Genomic DNA, 19,651 nt, shown 5'->3' with positions numbered 1-19,651 from the left:
AGGAGGGACCCCTTTGGGAAAATTCGACGGCGTGCTCCTGGCCACCGATTTCGATGAGACCTATTACAGTGCCGCGGGCGCTGTTCCCCCGGCCAACCTGGAGGCCCTGGCCTACTTTGAGGCGGAAGGAGGCATCTTTACCGTCTCCACCGGCCGGGCCCACCGCACCTTCGCCCCCTTTCTCCACCTGACGCCGGTGAACGCCCCTGTCATCCTCTCCAACGGCGCCCAGCTCTACGACTTCGCCGCCGACCGCATGGTGATGGAGACCACCATCGCCCCCACCATTGCCGCCGACCTGGAGGCCCTCACCGCCCGCAATCCCCAGGTGGGGCTGGAGGCCTACCACGGAGAGGACATCTATATCTGGAACCCCAATTTCTGGACCTGGTATCACCTGAACAAGGCGGGCACCGGCGCCACCGAGTGCCCCATCTCCGCCATGCCCCTCCCCTGGGGCAAGGCCATCCTTCATCAGGATCACCCCTTTCTGCTGAAGGCCCAGGCAGACCTGCTGTCCCACTGGCCGGAGCGCTATGAGGCCATTTTCTCCAACCCCCACATGCTGGAGATCACCGCCAAAGGGAGCACCAAGGGTGGGATGGTGCTCAAGCTGGCCGAACTGCTGGGTATCCGGAGGGAACACATCTACTGCATTGGAGACAATCAAAACGACATCCCCATGCTGGAGGTCTCTGCCATCCCCTTTGCCCCCGCCAACTGCGCCAAAGAGGTCAAGGACTGGGGAGCCCGCCTGCTCCCCGCCTGCGAGGAGGGCGCTGTGGCCAGCCTGATCGAGATTTTGGACCAAACTTATTAAAAATGAATGTTCCGCAGACCGGCAGGGCCGGGCCTCTGAGGGGCCCGGCCCTGCCGGTCTGTGTTTGTATCAAACTAATTTTTATTGGTCCAGAAAATCTACTTGTCATTTAAACAGGACTGTGCTATGATCGTTCCAGAATCAGCCAAATCATTTGGATCGCGGCAATTTTTCAAAGGAGGCAGCGTGTTATGGAGACCATGCAGGGAAAGGTTGCGATCATCACCGGCGGCGGCAAGGGCGGCGGGATCGGATACGGACTGTCCACCGCCTTTGCCAAGGAGGGCGTCGACCTGGTCATCACCGGGCGGAACGTCAAGAAGCTCACCGACGCCCAGGAGGAGCTGGAGCGGCTCTACGGCGTCAAGGTGCTGCCCATGCAGTGCGACGGCGGCGTGGAGGAGCAGGTGGCCCATGTGGTGGAGGAGGCCGTCAAGACCTTCGGCCGCATCGACTTCCTCATCAACAACGCCCAAAACTCCGCCTCCGGCGTGCCTTTGGCCGAGCACACCAAGGAGCAGTTCGACCAGGCTATCTACTCCGGGCTGTACGCCGCCTTCTTTTACATGAAGCACTGTTACCCCGAGCTCAAGAAGACCCGGGGATCTGTGGTGAACTTCGCCTCGGGCGCTGGCCTGTTCGGCAAGCCGGGCCAGAGCAGCTACGCCGCCGCCAAGGAGGGCATCCGGGGCATGACCCGGGTAGCCGCCACCGAGTGGGGCCCCGACGGCATCAACTGCAACATCATCTGCCCCCTGGTGCTCACCGACGCCCTCAAAAAGTGGCGGGAGGAGTACCCCGCGGTCTATGAGCAGACCATCAAGGGCATCCCCGCCGGGCGCTTCGGCGACCCCGAAAAGGACATCGGCCGCACCGCGGTGTTCCTGTGCAGCGACGCCGCCAAATATATCTCCGGTGAAACCATCACCATGCAGGGCGGCAGCGGACTGCGCCCCTGAGGCTGTCGAAAAAGTGGCTTCGCCACTTTTTCGAGCAGGATGCAGCCCGTCGCGCGCACGCATGGTCCGCCTTTGACGGACCATGCGCACACTTACGGGCCGAGAGGTGTTTTCTGCCACGTACACGCCGCGGCAGAAAACAGATCCCACCTCTTTCGCGCCTGCGGGCGCGAAACTCTGCGAGGCTTTTTTGACAAGCTGAAACGCCGCCTGCCGAGATCCTCTCGGCAGGCGGCGCTTTCAATTTTTGTTTAGTTTTCCCGGAACCGGGCCAGGAACTCCCGGGTCCGGGGGTTTTTCGGGTCTTGAAAGAGCTCCCCGGGGAGGCCCTCCTCGGCAATGACGCCATCGGCCATAAAGACCACGTGATTGCTCACGTCCCGGGCGAAGGCCATCTCGTGAGTGACCACGATCATGGTCATGCCTCCCCGGGCCAGGTCCCGCATGACGGAGAGGACTTCCCCCACCATCTCCGGATCCAGCGCGGAGGTGGGCTCGTCAAAGAGCAGCACCTCGGGTTCCATGGCCAGGGCCCGGGCGATGGCTACCCGCTGCTTCTGGCCGCCGGAGAGCTGTCGGGGGCGGGCGTTGATGTAGGGGGCCATCCCCACCTGCTCCAGATAGCGGATGGCGTTTTTCCGGGCGGTCTCGGCGTCTTTTTTCAGCACCTTCCGCTGACCCACGGTGCAGTTGTCCAGCACCGTCATGTTGCTGAAGAGGTTGAAGGACTGAAAGACCATGCCCACCTTGCTGCGGTAGGCGGCGGGGTCGACGCCCCGGCCGGTCACGTCCTGGTCGTGAAAAATCACGCTCCCGGAGGTGGGGGTCTCCAGCAGGTTGATGCACCGCAGGAGGGTGGACTTGCCGGAACCGGAAGGCCCGATGACGGTGGTCACATCCCCGGAAGAGACCGTGAAGTCGATGTCCCGGAGCACCACGTTGGCCCCGAAGGACTTGGACAGATGGCGCACGGCAATGATGGGTTCGGCCATGTCACATCCTCCTCTCTTGTTCCAGGTTGCGCTCCAGGGTGTCCTCCACCTTTTTGGGGTGGCGGTAGGTCCCGGCGGCCATGGTGAGCGCGTCGGCCTGGACCAGCTTGTAGCTGTCCGAGCCGTCCATCAGCTTCTCGATCCACCGCAGGAGGAAAGAGGCGATGAGCGTCATGGTCAGATAGCCTATCATCTCGATGGCGGCGGAGGGGAAGTAGAGGTTGTTCACGCCGGTGATATAGCGGTGGAAGGCGAAAAACTCGGTGAAGCCGATGATGAACATCACCGAGGTGTCCTTCACGTTGATAATGAAGTTGTTGCCGATCTGCGGCATGATGTTCCGCAGGGCCTGAGGCAGGATAACGCTGGTCATGGTCTGGAAGTGGGTCATACCGATGGCCTTGGCGCCCTCGGTCTGGCCGGGGTCGATGGAGAGGATGCCGCCCCGGACGGACTCGGCCATGTAGGCGCCCGTGTTGATGGAGACGATGAGGATGGCGGCGGCCCAGATGTTGTCAAACCGCATGGAGTTGTTGGTGAAATAGGGCAGGCCGTAGTAAATGAACACGGCCTGCAGGACCATGGGGGTGCCGCGAAAGACCTCCACATAGATCCGCACCAGGGCGCGGACCAGCTTGAGGCCAAAACGCTTGGGGGCGGAGTCCTGCCGGGCCACGGGGATGGTGTTCAGGATTCCGCAGGCCAGGCCGATGACGCAGCCGATGAGGGTGGCCACCAGGGCCAGGACCAGGGTGCTGCCCATGCCCCCCAGGTATTTGACCCAGTAGGCACTCCAGAGCCGGGTCATATCGTAGCCCAGCTTGGCGAAGATCTCCATGGGGAATGCTCCTTTCTTTGCGCAGAGCCCGCCCCCGGTGCCGGGCCGGGGGCGGGGATGGTATATATAAGGCAGGTCTTAAATCTCGGGCTGGATGGCGATGGCCCGGTCCATGAGGGCGTTGAAGTGCTCCTCGGTGAGGGCGGAAAGGACCCGATCCATGGCGTCCTTCAGTTCGGTATTCCCCTTGGCCACGGACATGCCGATGTTTACGTTCTCGGCCCGCTCGGTCTCGTCGGCAAACCGGAAATCGCCGTCGGTGCCGGAGAAGTTCAGGATGACCAGGTTGTCATCCTTGGCGGCAGCGCCCAAGGCCGTGGGCATATCGGTGCAGATAAAGTCCACGGTGCCGGTCTGGAGCTGCATCAGCATGGCGGGAGCGGTCTCAGCAGGGGGAAGCAGGTTGGCGTTCTCAATCTGGGTGAGGCAGGAGTCGTACCAGATGGTGCCGGACTGGGCGGTGCAGGTGCCGCCGGACAAGTCGGCGATGGAGGCAGCGTTGGCGTACTTGCTGTCCTTGGTGGTGACGCAGACGATGGTGGCATAGTAGTAGGGGCCGGCCATGTCGACCTCGGCCATGCGGTCGGCGGTCATGGACTGGCCGGCGATGTTGGCGTCCATCATGCCTGACTGGATGGCGGGGCAGAGGGAGTCCCAGGCGGAGGAGACCACTTCCAGTTCCCAGCCATAGGCGTCGCAGATGCGCTTGGCGATCATCACGTCATAGCCGTTGGCGTAGGAGCCGGGGACGTTGGCAATGGGCACGGCGCCGTTGGAGTCGTCGACCTGCATCCAGTTATAGGGGGCGTAAGCACACTCCATTCCCACGGTGAGGACGCCGTCCTCCACGCCGGGGATGGCGCTGGTGTCCACGCCGGTCAGATCCTCCACGGCGGGGATTTCCACGGCCGCGGGGGCAGCGCTCTCGGTAGAGGCTCCGCCGCCGCAGGCGGTGAGGGTGAGGCCCAGGGTCAGGGCCAGAGCAAACAGCTTCTTTTTCATATCCAAACAATCCTTTCCTGTGCCCAAGCAAAAAACACGGGCGCTTTTCTATGAAAAGCGCCCGTGTGGAATGAAAGAACCAAAACACCGGCCCCACAAACGGGGACGGCATCGCGTGGCTCGACCAGACCAGATAGCGCTTCACACACTTGTGACAGTCCGACGGGTTTTCCCCGGCGGCCCAGGCCAAGCACCGCCAGGCAGCGGCACTCCCTTCGGCGGCGCTCCCTTTCCCACGGACGGCTGCCTGCCCTTGTCCGGTGGTACTCATGAGAACCGCGCCTCTATCAGGTTTATTTGGCTGTTATGTTATCACGCCCCGGCAGGGGTGTCAAGGAAAACTTTCCGGAAAATGCCCAATTCAGCTTTTGACCGGCTCTCCGGCCGCCAGACGAAAGACTTTTTCCACATCGTCCCGCTCGGCGTGGCCCTCGTGGACCTTCTGCCCGTCCACATAGTAAGTCGGCACGTAGTAATAATCAAACCGATCGGCAAAGGCCGGGTCCCGGGTCTCGTCCACAATTTTTAATGGGATGTCCCTCCACTCGGGATGGGCGGCAAAGAGCTCCTCCTGGAGCTGAAGGGCCAGACGGCAATGGGGACAGCCGGCCATGACGAAGAGTAGAATTTCCTTCATTTTTCTCATCCTTTCTCTCTGCTGCCCTTCCAAACTCCCGCGCCGTCACTGGCGCTGAAACCGGATGGTGATGCGCCCGCCGCAGACCATGCCCAGGTCCGCGCCGCTGCCCAGATCGTAAGTGCTCTCCCGGGCGGACTCTCCCGCAGCCCAAAGCTCCAGGGCATCCCGGCCCACCTGATACTCCACCGCGCCGCCGCCCACCGTGCCCACAGTATGCCCGTCGGGGCACACCAGCATCCAGGCCCCGGGGCCCCGGGGCGCGGAGCCTGTCTTTTTCAAAATGGTGCACAAAACACCGGGCTCCGCCGGGGGCGGGGCCAGCGCGGGGCCCAGCTCGGCCCGGATCTGAATGAGCTGGGCGGCGATCTCCACCGCCACCTCCGCCGGGGTCTGTCCCCCCAGCATCAGCCCGATGGGGGCGTGGACAGCGGCCAGCCGCTCTTGAGAATAGCCTTCGGCGGCCAGCGCCTCCATGGTGGCGGCCACCTTGCGGCGGCTGCCGATCATTCCCACATAGGCGAATTGACCGTTTAAAATACGGGCCAGACAGGCCTTGTCCCAGGTATGCCCCCGGGTAAGGATGCAGAAAAAGTCATCCGGACGGCTGCCCAGGCGCTTCAAACCTTCGTCAAAGGGCAGCGCCAGCACCTGCGCCCCGGCAGGGAAGCGGGCGGGGTCGGCAAACTCGGGCCGGTCGTCCAGGACGCACAGCTCGAATTCCAGCAGGGCGGCCACCTGGGCCAGGGCGCGGGAGACATGGCCCGCGCCGCAGAGAATGAGACGGGACAAGGGAAGCCCTCCTTTCCAGCAACAGGCAAACGAAACACTTTCTGTTCGGAACTTTTTGAACCATTTCCTCTCAAAAACCGGGAATCGGTCCGGCCTATTTCAACAGCCCCAAGCGCGGCTGTCTCTCTGTCAAAGCTTTTCAAGTCTCTTTTTCGAGAAAAAGAGGATTCCCTCCAACACGCCGCCCGCAATGGCCCGGGACTTGTCCGAAACGGTGAAGCAGTGGCGGCGCTCACAGCGAGGATCGATGTCCCCCGCCTTCATCCCGGCGAAAACCGTCAGCCCCGCCGGGAGCATCCCCCGGACGATGCCCGTGAGCTGGGAGGCGGCCACCGCGTTTCCCACCCGGGCCACGGGCTGCCCCAGCTCCACCCGCTCGCCGATGGCGGCCAGCGGCTCAAAGGCCCCGTCGGCGGGCGCGCGAATGATGCGCTCGGCGGTGAAGCCCCCCACGTCCCCGGGCACGCCGGTGTTGGGAACGGCCGCGCCATCGGTAATCAGACGACCCAGATCATGGCCCCGCATGGTCTCCACCACCCCGTGGCAGTCCACCCCGGCGGTGAAGCCGGGCCCCAGGGCCAGCACCGTGGGGGCGTCGGTGATGCGGGTGCCGGTGTTCCTCTTGGCCAGAATGGCGTCCACCAGCACGTCAAAGGGAAGCCGATGCAAAATCTCGGCGGCGGGATCCACCAGGACCGGGACCTCTCCGGCCTCCAGCGCCCTACGGGCCTCGTCGGCCCCGGACACCCGCCGGGCGGTGAGGCCCTCCACCGTGGCCGTGCCGTCGTAGACGGCCTGCGAAAAGGCCACCGACCGCCGGACGGCGGTGGGCCGGGCCAAGTCGGTCATGACCACCTGGAAATGGCTGCGGCGCAGCCGCACCGCCACGCCGGTGGCCAGATCCCCCGCGCCCTTGATCAAAACCAGCACAGGCCCCCACGCTCCTTTTCCCCATAGCTGTGGACAGCGGCCGGGACTCCCTGTGCCGCCAGCCGCTCCCGGATGGATTCTCCCGCCGCCCGGCGCTCCGGCGTGTCCGCCTTGTTCAGCAGGCACCGAAACGCCGCCCCGGCGGGGACGTTTTTCCGCCCCCCCAGGGGGCTCATGAGAATCGCCGCCACATCGGCGGGCGCCACCCGGTGCTCCGGCCCCACCCCCAGGAGGGCGCAGACCCGCTCCGGGCGATGGCAGATCCGCTCCACCGGCTCTCCCAGGCTGTCCAGTCCGGCCACCGCCACCACGGCGCCGCAGCAGGAGGGGATCACCGGCTCATGGTCCGCCGGGGCCTTCAGGGGCAGCAGCCGGGCCCCGTCGGCCTCGGCCAGCACCACATCGGCAAGTCCCTCCAGCGCCTCGGGCGGCACCGCCCCGGCGAGTTTGCCCGGCCTGTCCCACCTCCCCAGGGTAGCCGCCCGGTGCTCTGCCAGCAGCGCGGGCAGGGCGGCGGGCTCCTCCGTGAGGGGAAGGCGGGGGTGGGGCATAATGTGTGTGGTGGTGGTCACCACCACCGTGCGCCCTCCCGCGACCGCCTCAGCGGCCAGGGCATAGAGAGTCGTGGTCTTGCCGCCGCCCCCCACCAGGGCGACGAGGCGGTGCCGGTCGGGGCACAGGGCCAGCTCGGTCCACATCCCCATAGCTCACGCCGCTCCCGCCAGATGCTGCGCCAGGATCTTCACTCCGATGCACACCAGCACAACGCCGCCCAGCAGGGTGGCCCGGCGCTGGAACAGATCCCCCAGCCGGCGGCCCAGCAGGCCGCCCAGCATCGCCAGGACGAAAGCCACCACGCCGATGAGCACGCTGGCGAGCAGGATGTTCACCTTCATGAAGGCCATGGAGACCCCCACCGCCAGCGCGTCGATACTGGTGGCCAACGCCAGGAGAAAAAGCCGCCGGGCGGAGAGATCGGTCACCGCCTCCTCCCCGCCGCCCGAGAGAGCGTCCCAGATCATATGTCCTCCGATGAGGGCCAGCAGGGCAAAGGCGATCCAGTGATCCACCGCCTCGATGTAACTGCGTACGCTGGAACCCAGAAACCAGCCGATCAGCGGCATGGCAAACTGGAAAAAGCCGCACCACGCGCCGATGCGGGCCGCCTGCCGGGGCCCGAAGCCCGGGATCGCGATCCCGGCGGAGATGGAGACGGCGAAGGCATCCATGGCAAGGCTGACAGCAATGAGGAAAATCTCGACCAAAAATAATTCCCCCTGAAAATTTATTAGGTACAGTGTAGCACAATTCCCGCGCAGGAGCAATAGAAAACCAGCTCCCGCTTTCAAACAATTTCCATCTTTAGGCAGTTTTTCCCGAACGGTGTCGAAAGCGGTTCTCCTTTACACCAAAATCCTTGCGCAGACGCCAAAAATCGGGTATGATACATCCAAAGAAAGCAGGGGGGCAGAAGTGGTATGACCGACGAGGAATACATGGGCCGGGCGCTGGAGCTGGCCCGGGAGGCTCTGGACCACGGGGAGGTGCCCGTGGGATGCGTGATCGTGTGGGCCGACGGCCGCATCGTGGGGGAGGGCCGGAACCGACGGGAAGAGGACGGGAACGCCCTGGGCCACGCCGAGCTGGCCGCCATCCGCATGGCCTGTGAGACCCTGGGAGGCTGGCGGCTCCACCGGGCCAGGTTGTATGTGACCCTGGAGCCCTGTCCCATGTGCGCCGGGGCCATCGTCAACGCCCGCATCCCAGCGGTTTATTACGGCGCCCGGGAAGAAAAAATGGGGGCCTGCGGCTCGATTCTCAACCTCTTTGAAGAAGGCTTCGGGCACCGTCCCCGGCTCTACCGGGGCCTGCGGGGCGAGGAGTGCGCGGCGCTGCTGGCTGACTTTTTCAACAAACTGCGCAGAGAGAAAGAGGAGTAGATTGTGCGATTTAACATAAATTTAACAATCACGGAGTGCTTTTGTAACAATCTTCTGGTATTTTAATCCTTGCAAGAGACATCAACTTCTTTTCATTCTATCCTCCAATCCTTTGCAAAAAGACAGCGGTTTGCCCGCTGTCTTTTTGTATTTTCCTTCTTTACAGAAGGATGACAGAAAAACTTTGAGATTTAATTTTTTTGTAACAGTTTTTGTTTGGTTCGTTCACAACTATTGGGTATCATAATCCTTGCAAGAGACAGTTTCTTTTCATTTCATTGTATCCTCTTTCCTTACAGGGAGAGCCGGACGTCAGGAGCAGGCGTCCGGCTCTTTCTGTTTTGCCCTTTTTCCTTGACATCTCTGCAAAAAACGGATAAAATGCCTAGAGTAAAACGCTGTGATGAGGATAAGTACCCCCCGATCCCGCCCAGAGAGCCGCCGTTGGGTGCAAGGCGGAGGGGAGGAGGGGCGAACACATCACCTCGGAGCGACGGGGCTGAACCCACAGTAGGTCCCGACGGCTGGCGCCGTTACCCGCCGACGAGGGGTCCCGGTCTGCCCGGGGCAACAAGAGTGGTACCGCAGAGGTTTTCGCCTTTGTCTCTTCGGAGACAAGGGCGTTTTTTTGTGGGAGGAACTGGTATGAAGTGCCCCAAATGCGGAAAAGAAATGGAAGAAGGCCGCCTCACCGCGGGCGGCTACTGGATCCGCTGGCTCCCGGCGGAGTCTGTCCCCTTTTTGACAGATCACGTCACCATCAGCCCCCTTTCTCTCGGCGGGAAGGGTGTGGAGGCCGATCTCTGCAAGGATTGCCGCATGGTCATTGCCAAGTATTAATTTGATTGACATAAAGGAGAAAAGATTCATGGACTACAACCAGACCGTTCATCTGCCCAAGACCGACTTTCCCATGCGGGCGGGCCTGCCCAAGCGGGAGCCGGAGATGCTCCAGGCCTTCTACGACAAGGACCTCTATCACAAAATGATGACCCGCAACGAGGGCAAGCCCCAGTTCATCCTCCACGACGGCCCTCCCTACGCCAACGGCAACATCCACATCGGCCACGCCATGAACAAGATCCTCAAGGACATGATCGTGCGCTCCAAAAACATGATGGGCTTCCAGGCCCCTTACGTCCCCGGCTGGGACACCCACGGCCTGCCCATCGAGTCTGCCATCCTCAAGGACAAGAAGGTCAAGCGGGACGAGCTCACCACCGCCGAGTTCCGGGACAAGTGCCGGGAGTACGCCCTGTCCTTCGTGGACCGGCAGCGGGAGCAGTTCAAGCGCCTGGGCGTGCTGGGGGAGTGGGAGCATCCCTATCTGACCCTCACCCCCGACTTTGAGGCCGCTCAGATCCGGGTGTTCGGCAAGATGGCCGAGCAGGGCTATATCTACAAGGGCATGAAGCCGGTCTACTGGTGCCCCAACGACCAGACCGCCCTGGCTGAGGCCGAGATCGAGTACGCCGACGACCCCTGCACCACCATTTACGTGAAGTTCCCCGTCTCCAACGACCACGGCAAGCTGGCCGGGCTGTGCGATCTGTCCAAGACCTATTTTGTCATCTGGACCACCACCCCCTGGACCATCCCCGGCAACATGGCCATCTGCGTCAACGCCTCCTTTGAGTATGTGCTGCTCCGGCAGCCCAACGGCGAGACCTACGTGGTGGCCAAGGACCTGGCCGAGACCGTCTGCAAGGCCGCCGGGCTGGACTTCGCCGCCTGCGAGGTGCTGGGCACGGTCAAGGGCGAAGCGCTGGAACTGATGACCGCCCGCCATCCCCTCTTCGACCGGGAGAGCATCGTCCTGTGCGGCGACCACGTCACCCTGGAGGCCGGCACCGGCTGCGTCCACACCGCCCCCGGCTTCGGCGCGGACGACTTCAGCATCTGCCAGTGGTACGACAAGAACAAGGGCACCCACATCGGCGTGCCGGTGCCGGTGAACGCCAAGGGCGTGATGACCGACGAGCGCTACAACGGCCAGTTCTACGCCAAGGGCAACGACATGGTGGTGGACGATCTGGGGGCGTGCGGCGCGCTGCTGGCCAGCGAGAAGATCACCCACTCCTATCCCCACTGCTGGCGCTGCAAGCACCCCATCATCTTCCGGGCCACCGAGCAGTGGTTCTGCTCGGTGGACGCCATCAAGGACATGGCCATCAAGGCCTGCGACGCCATCACCTGGAAGCCCGAGTGGGGCAAGGAGCGCATGGTCTCCATGATCGCCGAGCGCAACGACTGGTGCATCAGCCGCCAGCGGGTGTGGGGCGTGCCCATCCCCATCTTCTACTGCGCCCACTGCGGCAAGGATCTGGTCACTCCCGAGAGCATCGACCGCGTGGCCAGCCTCTTTGCCGAGCACAGCTCCAACATCTGGTTTGAGAAGGAAGCCGACGAGCTGGTGCCCGAGGGCTTTACCTGCCCCGTGTGCGGCCACACCCACTTCACCAAGGAGAGCGACATCATGGACGTGTGGTTCGACTCCGGCTCCACCCACACCGCCGTGGTGGCCCAGCGGTCCAACCTCCGCTACCCTGCCGACCTCTATCTGGAGGGCGGCGACCAGTACCGGGGCTGGTTCCAGTCCTCCATGCTCACCTCCATCGCCATGAACGGCATCGCCCCCTACAAGCAGATCGTCACCCACGGCTGGACCGTGGACGGCGAGGGCCGGGCCATGCACAAGTCCCTGGGCAACACCGTGGCCCCCGAGGAGGTCATCAAGGACTACGGCGCGGACATCCTCCGGCTGTGGGCCTCCTCCACCGACTACACCCAGGACGCCCGCATCTCCGGGGAGATCATGAAGCAGCTCTCCCAGGCCTATCTGAAGATCCGCAACACCGCCCGCTATATGCTGGGCAACCTGGACGGCTTCGACCCCGACCGCCCCGTGGCCTTCGGCGACCTGCTTGAGCTGGACCGCTGGGCGGTGGCCCAGCTCAATGAGCTGACCCGCACCGTCCGGGACGCCTACGAGCGCTACGAGTTCCACACCGCCTACCGGGCCATCTACAACTTCTGCGTGGTGGAGATGTCCAACTTCTATCTGGACATCATCAAGGACCGGCTCTACTGCGGCGCCGCCGGCGCCCGGGCCTCCGCCCAGACCGCCCTCTACACCATTCTGGACGGCCTGACCCGGCTGGTGGCCCCCATCCTGGCCTTCACCTCCGACGAGATCTGGGCCGCCATGCCCCATGCCGCGTCGGACAACGCCGAGAGCGTGATGCTCAACGATATGCCCCAGTGGGAGTCCGACCACGCCCTCTCCGAGGCCCAGGCGGACAAGTGGGAGAAGCTCATGGCCCTCCGGGACGATGTGAACAAGGCGCTGGAGCTGGCCCGCGCCGAGCAGGGCATCAAGAAAAATCAGGACGCCGATCTGGTCCTCACCTTCACCCCCGAGGCGTGGGAGACCTTCCAGGCCATGCATCTGGACAGCGCCGAGCTGGCCTCTCTGTGCATCGTCTCCGCCGTCTCCGTCGTGCAGGGAGAGGCCCGGGGCTATGAGGGCAGGGAGTTCGAGGGCCTCTCCGTCCAGGTGAACCCCGCCGCCGGGGACAAGTGCCCCCGCTGCTGGAACCACGACGTCCACATCGGGACCGAGGGCCACCATGCCGAGCTGTGCGACCGCTGCGCCCATGTGGTGGCCACCGAGTGCGGTGAATAAGACCGAGCTTTTGAACCGGGCGGCTCAGACCGCCGGGGAGCGCACCCTGCTGGCCCGGGCCCTGGATCGTCTGGAGCAGGCCCAGCGGGGCGTCCCCGCCTGCACCGCCTTCCTCTCGGGGGCGGAGCAGGAGGCGGTGGAGCGGCTGCTGAGCGCCGCCGGCCGCCCCCGGCATCTCTTTTCCGGCGGTTTTCCGGACGCCGAGCGGAAGGTGTGCGCCTTTCTCCCCGACTGGCAGGAGGAGGACGGCTGGGAACCGCCCTTTACCGCTCTGCGCTGCCGCTGGCGGGCGGGGGAGAGCCTGACCCACCGGGATCTGCTGGGGGCCGTCCTGGGCCAGGGGCTGGAACGGGAGAAGGTGGGGGACATCCTGGTCCGCCCCGACTCCTGCGACCTGCTGGTGATGCGGGAGCTTGCCCCCTACCTGCTGCAGAATCTGGACAGCGCGGGCCGGGTCAGGCTGAAGACGGAGGAGATCAGCCTGGAGGGCATCGAGCCGCCCCAGGTCACGGGAAAGACCGTCCGGGACACGGTGAGCACCCCCCGGCTGGACGCGGTGCTCTCCTCGGGCTTCTCCATCGCCCGGGGCAAGGCCGCCGACCTCATCTCCGCCGGAAAGGTGGAACTCAACCACCGCCCCTGCGTCAAGCCCGACCGGGCCGTGGCCCAGGGGGACGTCATCACCTGCCGGGGCCTGGGCAAATGCGTGCTCAGGGAGCTGGGAGGGCTGTCCAAAAAGGGCCGCACCATGCTGGTGCTGGAACGGTATCTGTGAGGAGCGAGGGGCATGTACGAGTATGATTTCGTCTCTCTGGAGACAGACTATGGAACGGGGTACAGTCTGTTCGGCGGCCTGCGCATCGACACCAGCGGCCACCGGGAGCTCATCGCCCAACGGGCCGCAGAGGGCTGGCGCTACACGGGCTGGATCCCCACCGTTCAGCGGGCCACCGGCCAGATCGACCGGGTGGATCTGATCTTTGAGCGGGAAAAGGAAACTTGAGCGGCGGGCCGGTCCCTCCGCTCTGACAGGAGAGCATATCTATGATTACGGATGAACAAGTGGCGCGCATCAACGCCCTGGCCCGGAAGTCCCGCACCGCCGAGGGCCTGACCGAGGCCGAGCAGGCCGAACAGGCCGCCCTGCGCCGGGCCTATGTGGACGCGGTGAAAGCCAGCCTCCGGGCCAACCTGGACAGCACCTACATCCTGGAACCGGACGGCACCAAACATCGGCTGCCCCGGAAGGATTGACGAAAAACCCTAAATTCAAGAGGGGGACAGCGCCGTTTTCGGCGCTGTCCCCCTCTTTTTCTGTCCTGAATCAGGCATCGCCCCTGCATCTTCGCAAAACAGGGCGGCGCTTGGCTTACAGCAGCCCACGCTCGGTCAAAAAAGACCGGGCCACCTGGTCCACCGGTTCTTCCAGCACATCCACCCGGTAGGTCATCTCCACCATATCCTCATTGGAGATCTCCCCGGCCAGGGAGGCCAGGACCGCCTCCAGCTGGGGGGCAGTGTCGGCAAACCTTTCAAAGATCCCTTCCCGGACAAGCAGGGCGCCGTTGTAGTCGGGGAAGAAGTTCCGGTCGTCCTCCAGCACCTTCAGCCCCGCCTTGCGGTTGAGTCCGTCGGTGGCGTAGACCTCGGTGACATCGAACTGCCCGCTCTCAATGGCGGCATACTTCAGACTCACATCCACCGACACATGGTCCCGGAAATTGAGCCCGTAGGACCGGGTAAACGGCCCGTACTTCATGCTGCCCTCCTGGGTAAAGAACTCGTGCTCCGCGCCAAAGACCAGCTGGCCGGCCACGGGGATGAGATCACTGACCGTCTCCAGCCCATAGCGTTGGGCGATCTCCTCGGGAACGGCAATGGCATAGGTATTGTCAAAGCCCAGCTTATCCAGCAGATACACCCCGTACTCTTCCCGCGCCGCTTCATTGGCGTAGTCATAGAGCCTGACGCCGTCCGGCACATCATCGGGGTCCTGGTGGAGAAATGTAGTCAGAAGCGTGCCGTCATAGCTGATCATCAGATCGCAGGGACTGCTGTCTCCCGTGAGGGCCTTGAAGTTGTTCACCTGGGACATCTGCCCCTGGATGGTCACCTGAAGGTCGGTCTTTCCCTCCACCAGCTGCTTGACCATGTGGTGGACCAGCTGGGTCTCGCTGTAATCCCCATCGTAGAGGATCAGCTCCCGTCCGCCCGCCTTCTGCTCGATCCCATAGGGAAGCACCAGCGCAAACGCGGCCAGAATGGCGGCGGCGGGGAGCAGAACGGCCTTGGCTCCGCTGTGGGTGGTGCGCGCCCCCCGCTCAAAGAAGCCCATAAGGAGGTCCAGCGCCAGGGCAATGGCCATGAGGGCAGCGGTGCCCGCCAGGATAAGTCCCATGTTCTGGATGCGGATGCCCCGGTTCAGGATCACGCCGATCCCGCCGCCGCCCACAAAAGCGGCAAAGGCAGCGGTGCCGATGGCGTTTACCACCGCAATTCGGATCCCGGTAAACACAGTGGGGAAGGCCAGGGGAAATTCTACCCGGAGCAGCCGGTGCATCCGTCCCATCCCCATCCCGCGGGCAGCCTCCTTGACTCCGGGGTCCACCTGCTGAAGGCCCAGGCAGGTGTTTCGGACCACAGGCAGCAGAGAATAGAGGGTGATCCCGATGACCACCGTGGCCTTTCCCGGTCCGGCGAAGACCATGATGATGCCCAGCAGGGCCAGGGAGGGGATGGTCTGCAAAATATCCACAGCCCTGAGGATCACGCCCCGGGCCTTGGGAAACAGATATGCGGCGGTCCCCAGGGGCAGGCCGATGAGAACGGACAAAATGCCGGAGGCGAGAACGAGGAACAGATGTTCCCACAAAAATGCCCAGCTCATCTGCCCACCCCCTTGTCAAGCCCCCTGGGAGTCACTTTTTTCTGCAGGAGATCGATCAGCGCGCCGATGACAATGGCCAGGACAGCCGCAGGGATCGCCCCCAGCAGGATGAGCGTGTTGTTGTTGGAGGAGGTACCCTGGTAGATGAAGTTGCCCAGGCCGCCCTGCCCGATCATGGCCGCCAGAACGGCCCAGCTCACGGTGTAAATGGCCGACATCCGCAGCCCGGCAACGATGGTGGGCATGGACAGGGGCAGCTCCACCCGGAACAGGATCTGAAGCCCTGTCATCCCACAGCCTCTGGCCGCTTCCACATACCGGGATTCCACCCCTAAAATTCCGGTGTAGGTGTTCTTCATCACCGGAAAGATCGCATATACACTCAGGGCAATGATGACCGCGGCCGGCGTCATGCCGATGAGCAGCGCCAAAATGCCGATGAATACCAGCCCCGGAATGGTCTGAAAGACGGAAACCACAGGCAGGATGAGAAAGGAAAGCCGGGGGATGCGGGAGAGCAGGATCCCCGCCGCCAGGCCGACCAGGGAACCGCAGAGCACAGAGATCAGCACATAGAGGGTATGGACACCAATGGCCCTCAGCAGCAGCGCGCCATAGGTTTCAATGATGGTACTCATTCTCCGTCCCCCCACAGCGACTGCGCCACGGAGCGGGCCACGCTGGTCTTGGTGACGAGGCCGGCAATGGTGTCGTCCTGGTTGAGGATCACCACATAGTTCTCACCGGACTCCAGAAGGTGGTCAAAGCTCTCCCTCGCCTCGTCTCCGCACCGGGCCACCCGGGCGGTCTGGCGGACCAGCGGCTCCACGCTTTTCAGTTCTTTGCCCCAGTGGCGCAGATCGGCAATGGAGACCGTGCCCACATACCGCTCCTCCTCGTCGGTGACCAGCAGCGTGTCCACGCTGTTGCGGGCCATGATCTCGGCGCACTCCCGGATGCCCCGGGTCCGTTTCACGGAGTAGATATTGGTGCGCATAAAGTCCTCCACCTTGGTGGCGACCTGAGACTCCGAGACATGCTTGCCCAGAAAGCTGCGCACCAGATCGTTGGCCGGATGCTCCAGCATCTCCTCCGGGGAGGCGATCTGTACGATCTCGCCTGCGTCCATGAAAATGATCAGATCGGCCAGCTTCAGAGCCTCATTCATATCATGGGTGACAAAGACCACCGTCTTGTTCAGCTTCTGCTGGATGCGTTTGATCTCGTCCTGGAGGGCATCCCGGGTCATTGGATCCAGGGCGCCAAAGGGCTCATCCATCAGCACGATGGGAGGAGAGGCCGCCAGGGCGCGCAGAACTCCGATGCGCTGCTGCTGTCCGCCGGACATCTCAGAGGGATATTTGTCGGCGTAGGCTTCCATTCCCACCATTTTCAGCATCGTCTGAACGATTTCATCGCAGCGCGCCTTGTCATACTTCAGCAGCCGGGGCACAACACAGATGTTCTGCGCCACCGTCATGTTGGGAAACAGGCCGATCTGCTGGATCACATAGCCGATGTGGCGGCGCAGATCCACCTTGTCCACAGCCCCGATGTCCCGGCCGTCAATGGAAATGGTGCCGGAATCGGGGGCGATCAGCCGATTGATGGTCTTCAGGGTAGTGGTCTTGCCGCAGCCGGACGGCCCGATGAGGATGACGAACTTTCCATCCGGGATGACAAAGTTCAAATCCTTCAGAATGGGTGTCTTTCCATATGATTTGCTGACATGCTCAAATTGGATCATGCATTTCCTCCTTTTGTTCTTCAACCAGCCTGCTCGCCGCCTCCGCTGCCGCAGGCGTCCCCACAAGTACGATCACATCTCCGGCATACAGCTCCGCATAGGGTCCCGGAGAAAGGATCAGATTTCGACCCCGCCGGATCGCGGCAATGGTCCCCCCGGTAGACTGCCAGAATTTAAGTTCTCCGATGCTTTTTCCGATGAGAGAGGAATTAGAGGAGACCGGGACCTCATAGCTGGGCAGCGCAAATTCCGACTCGGAGAACGCACTCTGGCTCTGAAAAAACGCCTCCATGGTACTGGTGAACTTTGCATTGAGCTGGGTATATTGCTGGGTCAGCTTCCGAAGGTCCGCCCGAAGGGAGCGGATCGTCTCACCAGCTTCAAAATTTTTGATGTACCGCCGGGCATTGTCCTCGGAAAGGACCACGGTTCCGCTCTGCGGCTTGACTTCCAGCACCTTCATATCCGACAGCAGCCGGAATGCGCGGCGGATGGTCTCCGGGGAGGTGTTGTATTCCGACGCCATCATGGACCGGCCGTAGATCCGCTGTCCGGCCTGAAATTCCCCCTTTACCACCCGCGCGGCAATATCCTGTGCCACCTGCAGATAGTAGGGGGATATGGTAGTTGATCTCATGGTCTGTTCTCCTGTTTTTGTAAATAATATAACGCCATTATATACTGACAACTTATTCATGTCAAATCGTGCGTCAGTTTGTCTTCTCTCTCAACAGGAGATAAAATAAAACACACCGGAAAAAGGATACCCTTTTCCCAGTGTGCAGATGGTCGAAAATTTAGTTTGCAGTCTCTTTTTAGGATTATTTTCCGCCCCGGAAGATCAGCCAGACAGCCGCAGCCTGAAGGACCAGGATCGCAGGCAGCCCATACCGAAAGTACCAGTGTCGGGTCTTGTGCCGAAATGTCCACATTCCCAAGACGGCCCCCGGAGCTCCGCCCAGGATCGCCAGCACAAAAAAACACTTTTCCGGCACCCGCCAAACACCCCGTCTGGCCCGGCGCTTGTCCACACCCATGAGGATAAAATCGGCCAGGCTCAGCGCCAGACACCAAAAAACGAGATACTTCATCGCGCCCTCCATCCTTTCCTTCGGGGCGGCCGGACATCGGGGCCCCGGGAAAACACTCCGTCTTTACAGCGGGTTGCGCATGGCAAAAACCAGCCCGCCGCCCAGAGAGGTGGTGTCGTGCCAGAGGCGGAAGTCGATGGGGCGCTGCACCCCGTCATCCGCCAAGATGACCCGGTTGCCCACCTGTCCGACGATAAGAGACCAGTTGCGCAGGATCTCCCCGTCCTCTCCGTGGATACGGTTGAGAAAAGCCACCGGCGTATCCCGGACCATGGCATCGTCAATAAAGCCCTGACAGCGATCGGCAGAGGGGCGGTGACCGCGGATGTCCAGTTCGTTAAAAACCAGCTGGTGCCCCGCCCTCTTGGCGAATGCATTCAGTCCGTCCACAAAGCCGCTGAGGGTCAAGGGCGCGCCGTCACCGGGGGCGATGGCCTCCCAGACCCGCTCCATCAGTGTTTCAAATTCCGCCTGCGTCCGCCGGGTACGGGGCGGATACAGATCTCCCAGGTCGTCCCGGGTGGCAGCCAGGTAGGAGATCATCTCCGCCGCCGCCACCGCACCGCCACGAAGCTGCCGCATTTCTTCCGGCAGCCATTGCGTCCTTCCGCCGAAATAGATCTTTCCGTCGGCGCCGTCAATGGCCACCAGCTCGGGATGTCGGATGGTTACTTTGCTGTTCAATGGGAGCTCCTCCATTCCTTTTTGTTTGAAATATACCATATTATAACGGAAACTTTCCACTTTGTGAATGGCAATCTCACCTAATTTCCTCTCCGGAAAAAGCCCGGGCCCTTGACGGATCCGTTGGACAGGCGCACCCACGGGCTGATCGAACACATTGAGCGGCTGCACATTCCCCGGCGGGGCGTACACAGAATCGATTTTCTATGTTTATCAAATTGGGAAACTAGGGAAAGGGGGCCCTCACATTTTATACCGCCTGCGGCATCTTCGGAACAAAGCGGTAAGGAGGGGAGAAGCCAAAACGTGTGCCCCCCAAAAAACGCCCCCTTTCAACCGGCCAAGAACCGGTATCCCCAGGCAGGATTGCCGCCTGGGGATACCGGTTCTTTTCTCCCAAAGCGGAGATACATACGTGAGCGCGTGTCTGACCGCAGCCTGCACGATGCTGCGAATGGGAACATCCTTTCCGTCAAATTTTTAAGATGAATGATATCCTTACCCCAAACCGCATATGTTCCATAGAAAACAGCTTGGCCATCGAAAGCTTGCCGACAAGTTTTTATTTCAGCGGCATTTCTTTGTCCACTTATTGCTCTTTCAGCAAATTTATGAACAGCAAGGATGGGTATCTCATGGCGTAAAAC

Annotated in this window: 23 protein-coding genes, 1 riboswitch and 1 other annotated feature; of the genes, 8 read left to right on the top strand and 15 right to left on the bottom strand. The window is 62.3% G+C overall.

Annotated elements, in window-relative coordinates; translation table 11 throughout:
• Positions 1 to 13: 13 nt before the first annotated feature.
• On the top strand, positions 14 to 820 hold the full coding sequence (locus tag ACQRD3_RS10290; RefSeq protein WP_080906902.1) for an HAD-IIB family hydrolase: 807 nt from the start codon (positions 14 to 16) through the stop codon (positions 818 to 820).
• Positions 821 to 1,011: 191 nt separating this feature from the next.
• Entirely contained in the window at positions 1,012 to 1,779 is a 768-nt protein-coding gene (locus ACQRD3_RS10285; RefSeq protein ID WP_080906903.1) for an SDR family oxidoreductase, read from the top strand.
• Between the two features lie 251 nt (positions 1,780 to 2,030).
• Here ACQRD3_RS10285 and ACQRD3_RS10280 read toward each other — a convergent pair whose 3' ends face one another.
• The 8 genes from ACQRD3_RS10280 to ACQRD3_RS10245 all read right to left on the bottom strand — a co-directional run bounded on the left by ACQRD3_RS10280 (position 2,031) and on the right by ACQRD3_RS10245 (position 8,235).
• Entirely contained in the window at positions 2,031 to 2,771 is a 741-nt protein-coding gene (locus ACQRD3_RS10280; protein WP_080906904.1) for an amino acid ABC transporter ATP-binding protein, read from the bottom strand.
• Position 2,772: 1 nt separating this feature from the next.
• Positions 2,773 to 3,609: an amino acid ABC transporter permease gene (locus ACQRD3_RS10275; protein WP_080906905.1), complete on the bottom strand. Its 837-nt coding sequence runs from the start codon at positions 3,607 to 3,609 to the stop codon at positions 2,773 to 2,775.
• Positions 3,610 to 3,687: 78 nt separating this feature from the next.
• Complete coding sequence (locus tag ACQRD3_RS10270) at positions 3,688 to 4,611, bottom strand: transporter substrate-binding domain-containing protein (RefSeq protein WP_080906938.1); 924 nt, start codon at positions 4,609 to 4,611, stop codon at positions 3,688 to 3,690.
• Positions 4,612 to 4,737: 126 nt separating this feature from the next.
• Positions 4,738 to 4,906, bottom strand: a riboswitch (Lysine riboswitch).
• A 66-nt stretch (positions 4,907 to 4,972) separates the two neighbouring features.
• Positions 4,973 to 5,248, bottom strand: a complete 276-nt coding sequence (locus ACQRD3_RS10265; protein ID WP_080906906.1) for a thioredoxin family protein — start codon at positions 5,246 to 5,248, stop codon at positions 4,973 to 4,975.
• Positions 5,249 to 5,293: 45 nt separating this feature from the next.
• A complete protein-coding gene (locus ACQRD3_RS10260; protein WP_427781344.1) occupies positions 5,294 to 6,040 on the bottom strand; it encodes an XdhC family protein in 747 nt (248 codons plus the stop codon).
• A gap of 129 nt (positions 6,041 to 6,169) precedes the next feature.
• Positions 6,170 to 6,970, bottom strand: a complete 801-nt coding sequence (yqeB, locus tag ACQRD3_RS10255; protein WP_427781343.1) for a selenium-dependent molybdenum cofactor biosynthesis protein YqeB — start codon at positions 6,968 to 6,970, stop codon at positions 6,170 to 6,172.
• Entirely contained in the window at positions 6,958 to 7,674 is a 717-nt protein-coding gene (gene yqeC / locus ACQRD3_RS10250; RefSeq protein ID WP_427781342.1) for a selenium cofactor biosynthesis protein YqeC, read from the bottom strand. Before yqeC ends, yqeB begins: the two co-directional genes overlap by 13 nt.
• Positions 7,675 to 7,677: 3 nt before the next feature.
• On the bottom strand, positions 7,678 to 8,235 hold the full coding sequence (locus tag ACQRD3_RS10245) for a manganese efflux pump MntP family protein (protein WP_427781341.1): 558 nt from the start codon (positions 8,233 to 8,235) through the stop codon (positions 7,678 to 7,680).
• A gap of 213 nt (positions 8,236 to 8,448) precedes the next feature.
• On the opposite strand from ACQRD3_RS10245, the gene ACQRD3_RS10240 reads away from it, so the two are divergent.
• From ACQRD3_RS10240 to ACQRD3_RS10215, 6 genes are all read left to right on the top strand, one after another.
• On the top strand, positions 8,449 to 8,910 hold the full coding sequence (locus ACQRD3_RS10240; RefSeq protein WP_080906910.1) for a nucleoside deaminase: 462 nt from the start codon (positions 8,449 to 8,451) through the stop codon (positions 8,908 to 8,910).
• A gap of 391 nt (positions 8,911 to 9,301) precedes the next feature.
• Positions 9,302 to 9,521 (top strand) — a binding site (T-box leader).
• Between the two features lie 34 nt (positions 9,522 to 9,555).
• Positions 9,556 to 9,750, top strand: coding sequence for a PF20097 family protein (locus tag ACQRD3_RS10235; RefSeq protein ID WP_080906911.1), 195 nt, complete (start codon positions 9,556 to 9,558; stop codon positions 9,748 to 9,750).
• 28 nt (positions 9,751 to 9,778) lie between these two features.
• Complete coding sequence (gene ileS / locus ACQRD3_RS10230) at positions 9,779 to 12,595, top strand: isoleucine--tRNA ligase (RefSeq protein ID WP_080906912.1); 2,817 nt, start codon at positions 9,779 to 9,781, stop codon at positions 12,593 to 12,595.
• Positions 12,588 to 13,370 carry a YlmH/Sll1252 family protein gene (locus tag ACQRD3_RS10225; protein ID WP_080906913.1) on the top strand — a complete coding sequence of 261 codons (783 nt, stop codon included), beginning with the start codon at positions 12,588 to 12,590 and terminating at the stop codon, positions 13,368 to 13,370. The genes ileS and ACQRD3_RS10225 overlap by 8 nt, the downstream gene beginning before the upstream one ends.
• 12 nt (positions 13,371 to 13,382) lie before the next feature.
• Positions 13,383 to 13,598 carry a DUF4177 domain-containing protein gene (locus ACQRD3_RS10220; RefSeq protein ID WP_080906914.1) on the top strand — a complete coding sequence of 72 codons (216 nt, stop codon included), beginning with the start codon at positions 13,383 to 13,385 and terminating at the stop codon, positions 13,596 to 13,598.
• 44 nt (positions 13,599 to 13,642) lie between these two features.
• Entirely contained in the window at positions 13,643 to 13,849 is a 207-nt protein-coding gene (locus ACQRD3_RS10215) for a DUF896 domain-containing protein (protein WP_080906940.1), read from the top strand.
• 115 nt (positions 13,850 to 13,964) lie between these two features.
• Here the strand turns inward: ACQRD3_RS10215 and ACQRD3_RS10210 are convergent, their stop codons facing one another.
• The 7 genes from ACQRD3_RS10210 to ACQRD3_RS10180 form a co-directional block, all read right to left on the bottom strand.
• Positions 13,965 to 15,482 carry a glycine betaine ABC transporter substrate-binding protein gene (locus ACQRD3_RS10210; protein ID WP_427781340.1) on the bottom strand — a complete coding sequence of 506 codons (1,518 nt, stop codon included), beginning with the start codon at positions 15,480 to 15,482 and terminating at the stop codon, positions 13,965 to 13,967.
• On the bottom strand, positions 15,479 to 16,120 hold the full coding sequence (locus tag ACQRD3_RS10205) for an ABC transporter permease (RefSeq protein WP_427781339.1): 642 nt from the start codon (positions 16,118 to 16,120) through the stop codon (positions 15,479 to 15,481). The genes ACQRD3_RS10210 and ACQRD3_RS10205 overlap by 4 nt, the downstream gene beginning before the upstream one ends.
• Positions 16,117 to 17,229 (bottom strand): ABC transporter ATP-binding protein, encoded by a 1,113-nt coding sequence (locus ACQRD3_RS10200; RefSeq protein ID WP_080906917.1) that lies wholly within the window; start codon positions 17,227 to 17,229, stop codon positions 16,117 to 16,119. Before ACQRD3_RS10200 ends, ACQRD3_RS10205 begins: the two co-directional genes overlap by 4 nt.
• Positions 17,216 to 17,866, bottom strand: a complete 651-nt coding sequence (locus tag ACQRD3_RS10195) for a TrkA C-terminal domain-containing protein (RefSeq protein WP_158082915.1) — start codon at positions 17,864 to 17,866, stop codon at positions 17,216 to 17,218. The genes ACQRD3_RS10200 and ACQRD3_RS10195 overlap by 14 nt, the downstream gene beginning before the upstream one ends.
• Before the next feature lie 184 nt (positions 17,867 to 18,050).
• The gene (locus ACQRD3_RS10190) at positions 18,051 to 18,320 is read right to left on the bottom strand and encodes a DUF1294 domain-containing protein (RefSeq protein WP_080906919.1); all 270 of its coding nucleotides are present in this window, start codon (positions 18,318 to 18,320) and stop codon (positions 18,051 to 18,053) included.
• 63 nt (positions 18,321 to 18,383) lie between these two features.
• Positions 18,384 to 19,004 (bottom strand): hypothetical protein, encoded by a 621-nt coding sequence (locus ACQRD3_RS10185; protein ID WP_427781337.1) that lies wholly within the window; start codon positions 19,002 to 19,004, stop codon positions 18,384 to 18,386.
• Between the two features lie 332 nt (positions 19,005 to 19,336).
• A partial coding sequence (locus ACQRD3_RS10180; protein WP_427781335.1) for a hypothetical protein occupies positions 19,337 to 19,651 on the bottom strand: 315 nt, incomplete at its 5' end.

This window comes from Candidatus Pseudoscillospira sp. SGI.172 (assembly GCF_050313575.1).
In the GTDB taxonomy this organism is placed as follows: domain Bacteria; phylum Bacillota; class Clostridia; order Oscillospirales; family Oscillospiraceae; genus Vermiculatibacterium.
The sequence above is the reverse complement of the archived record's forward strand: the minus strand, read 5'-3'. Positions and strand labels throughout refer to the sequence as shown.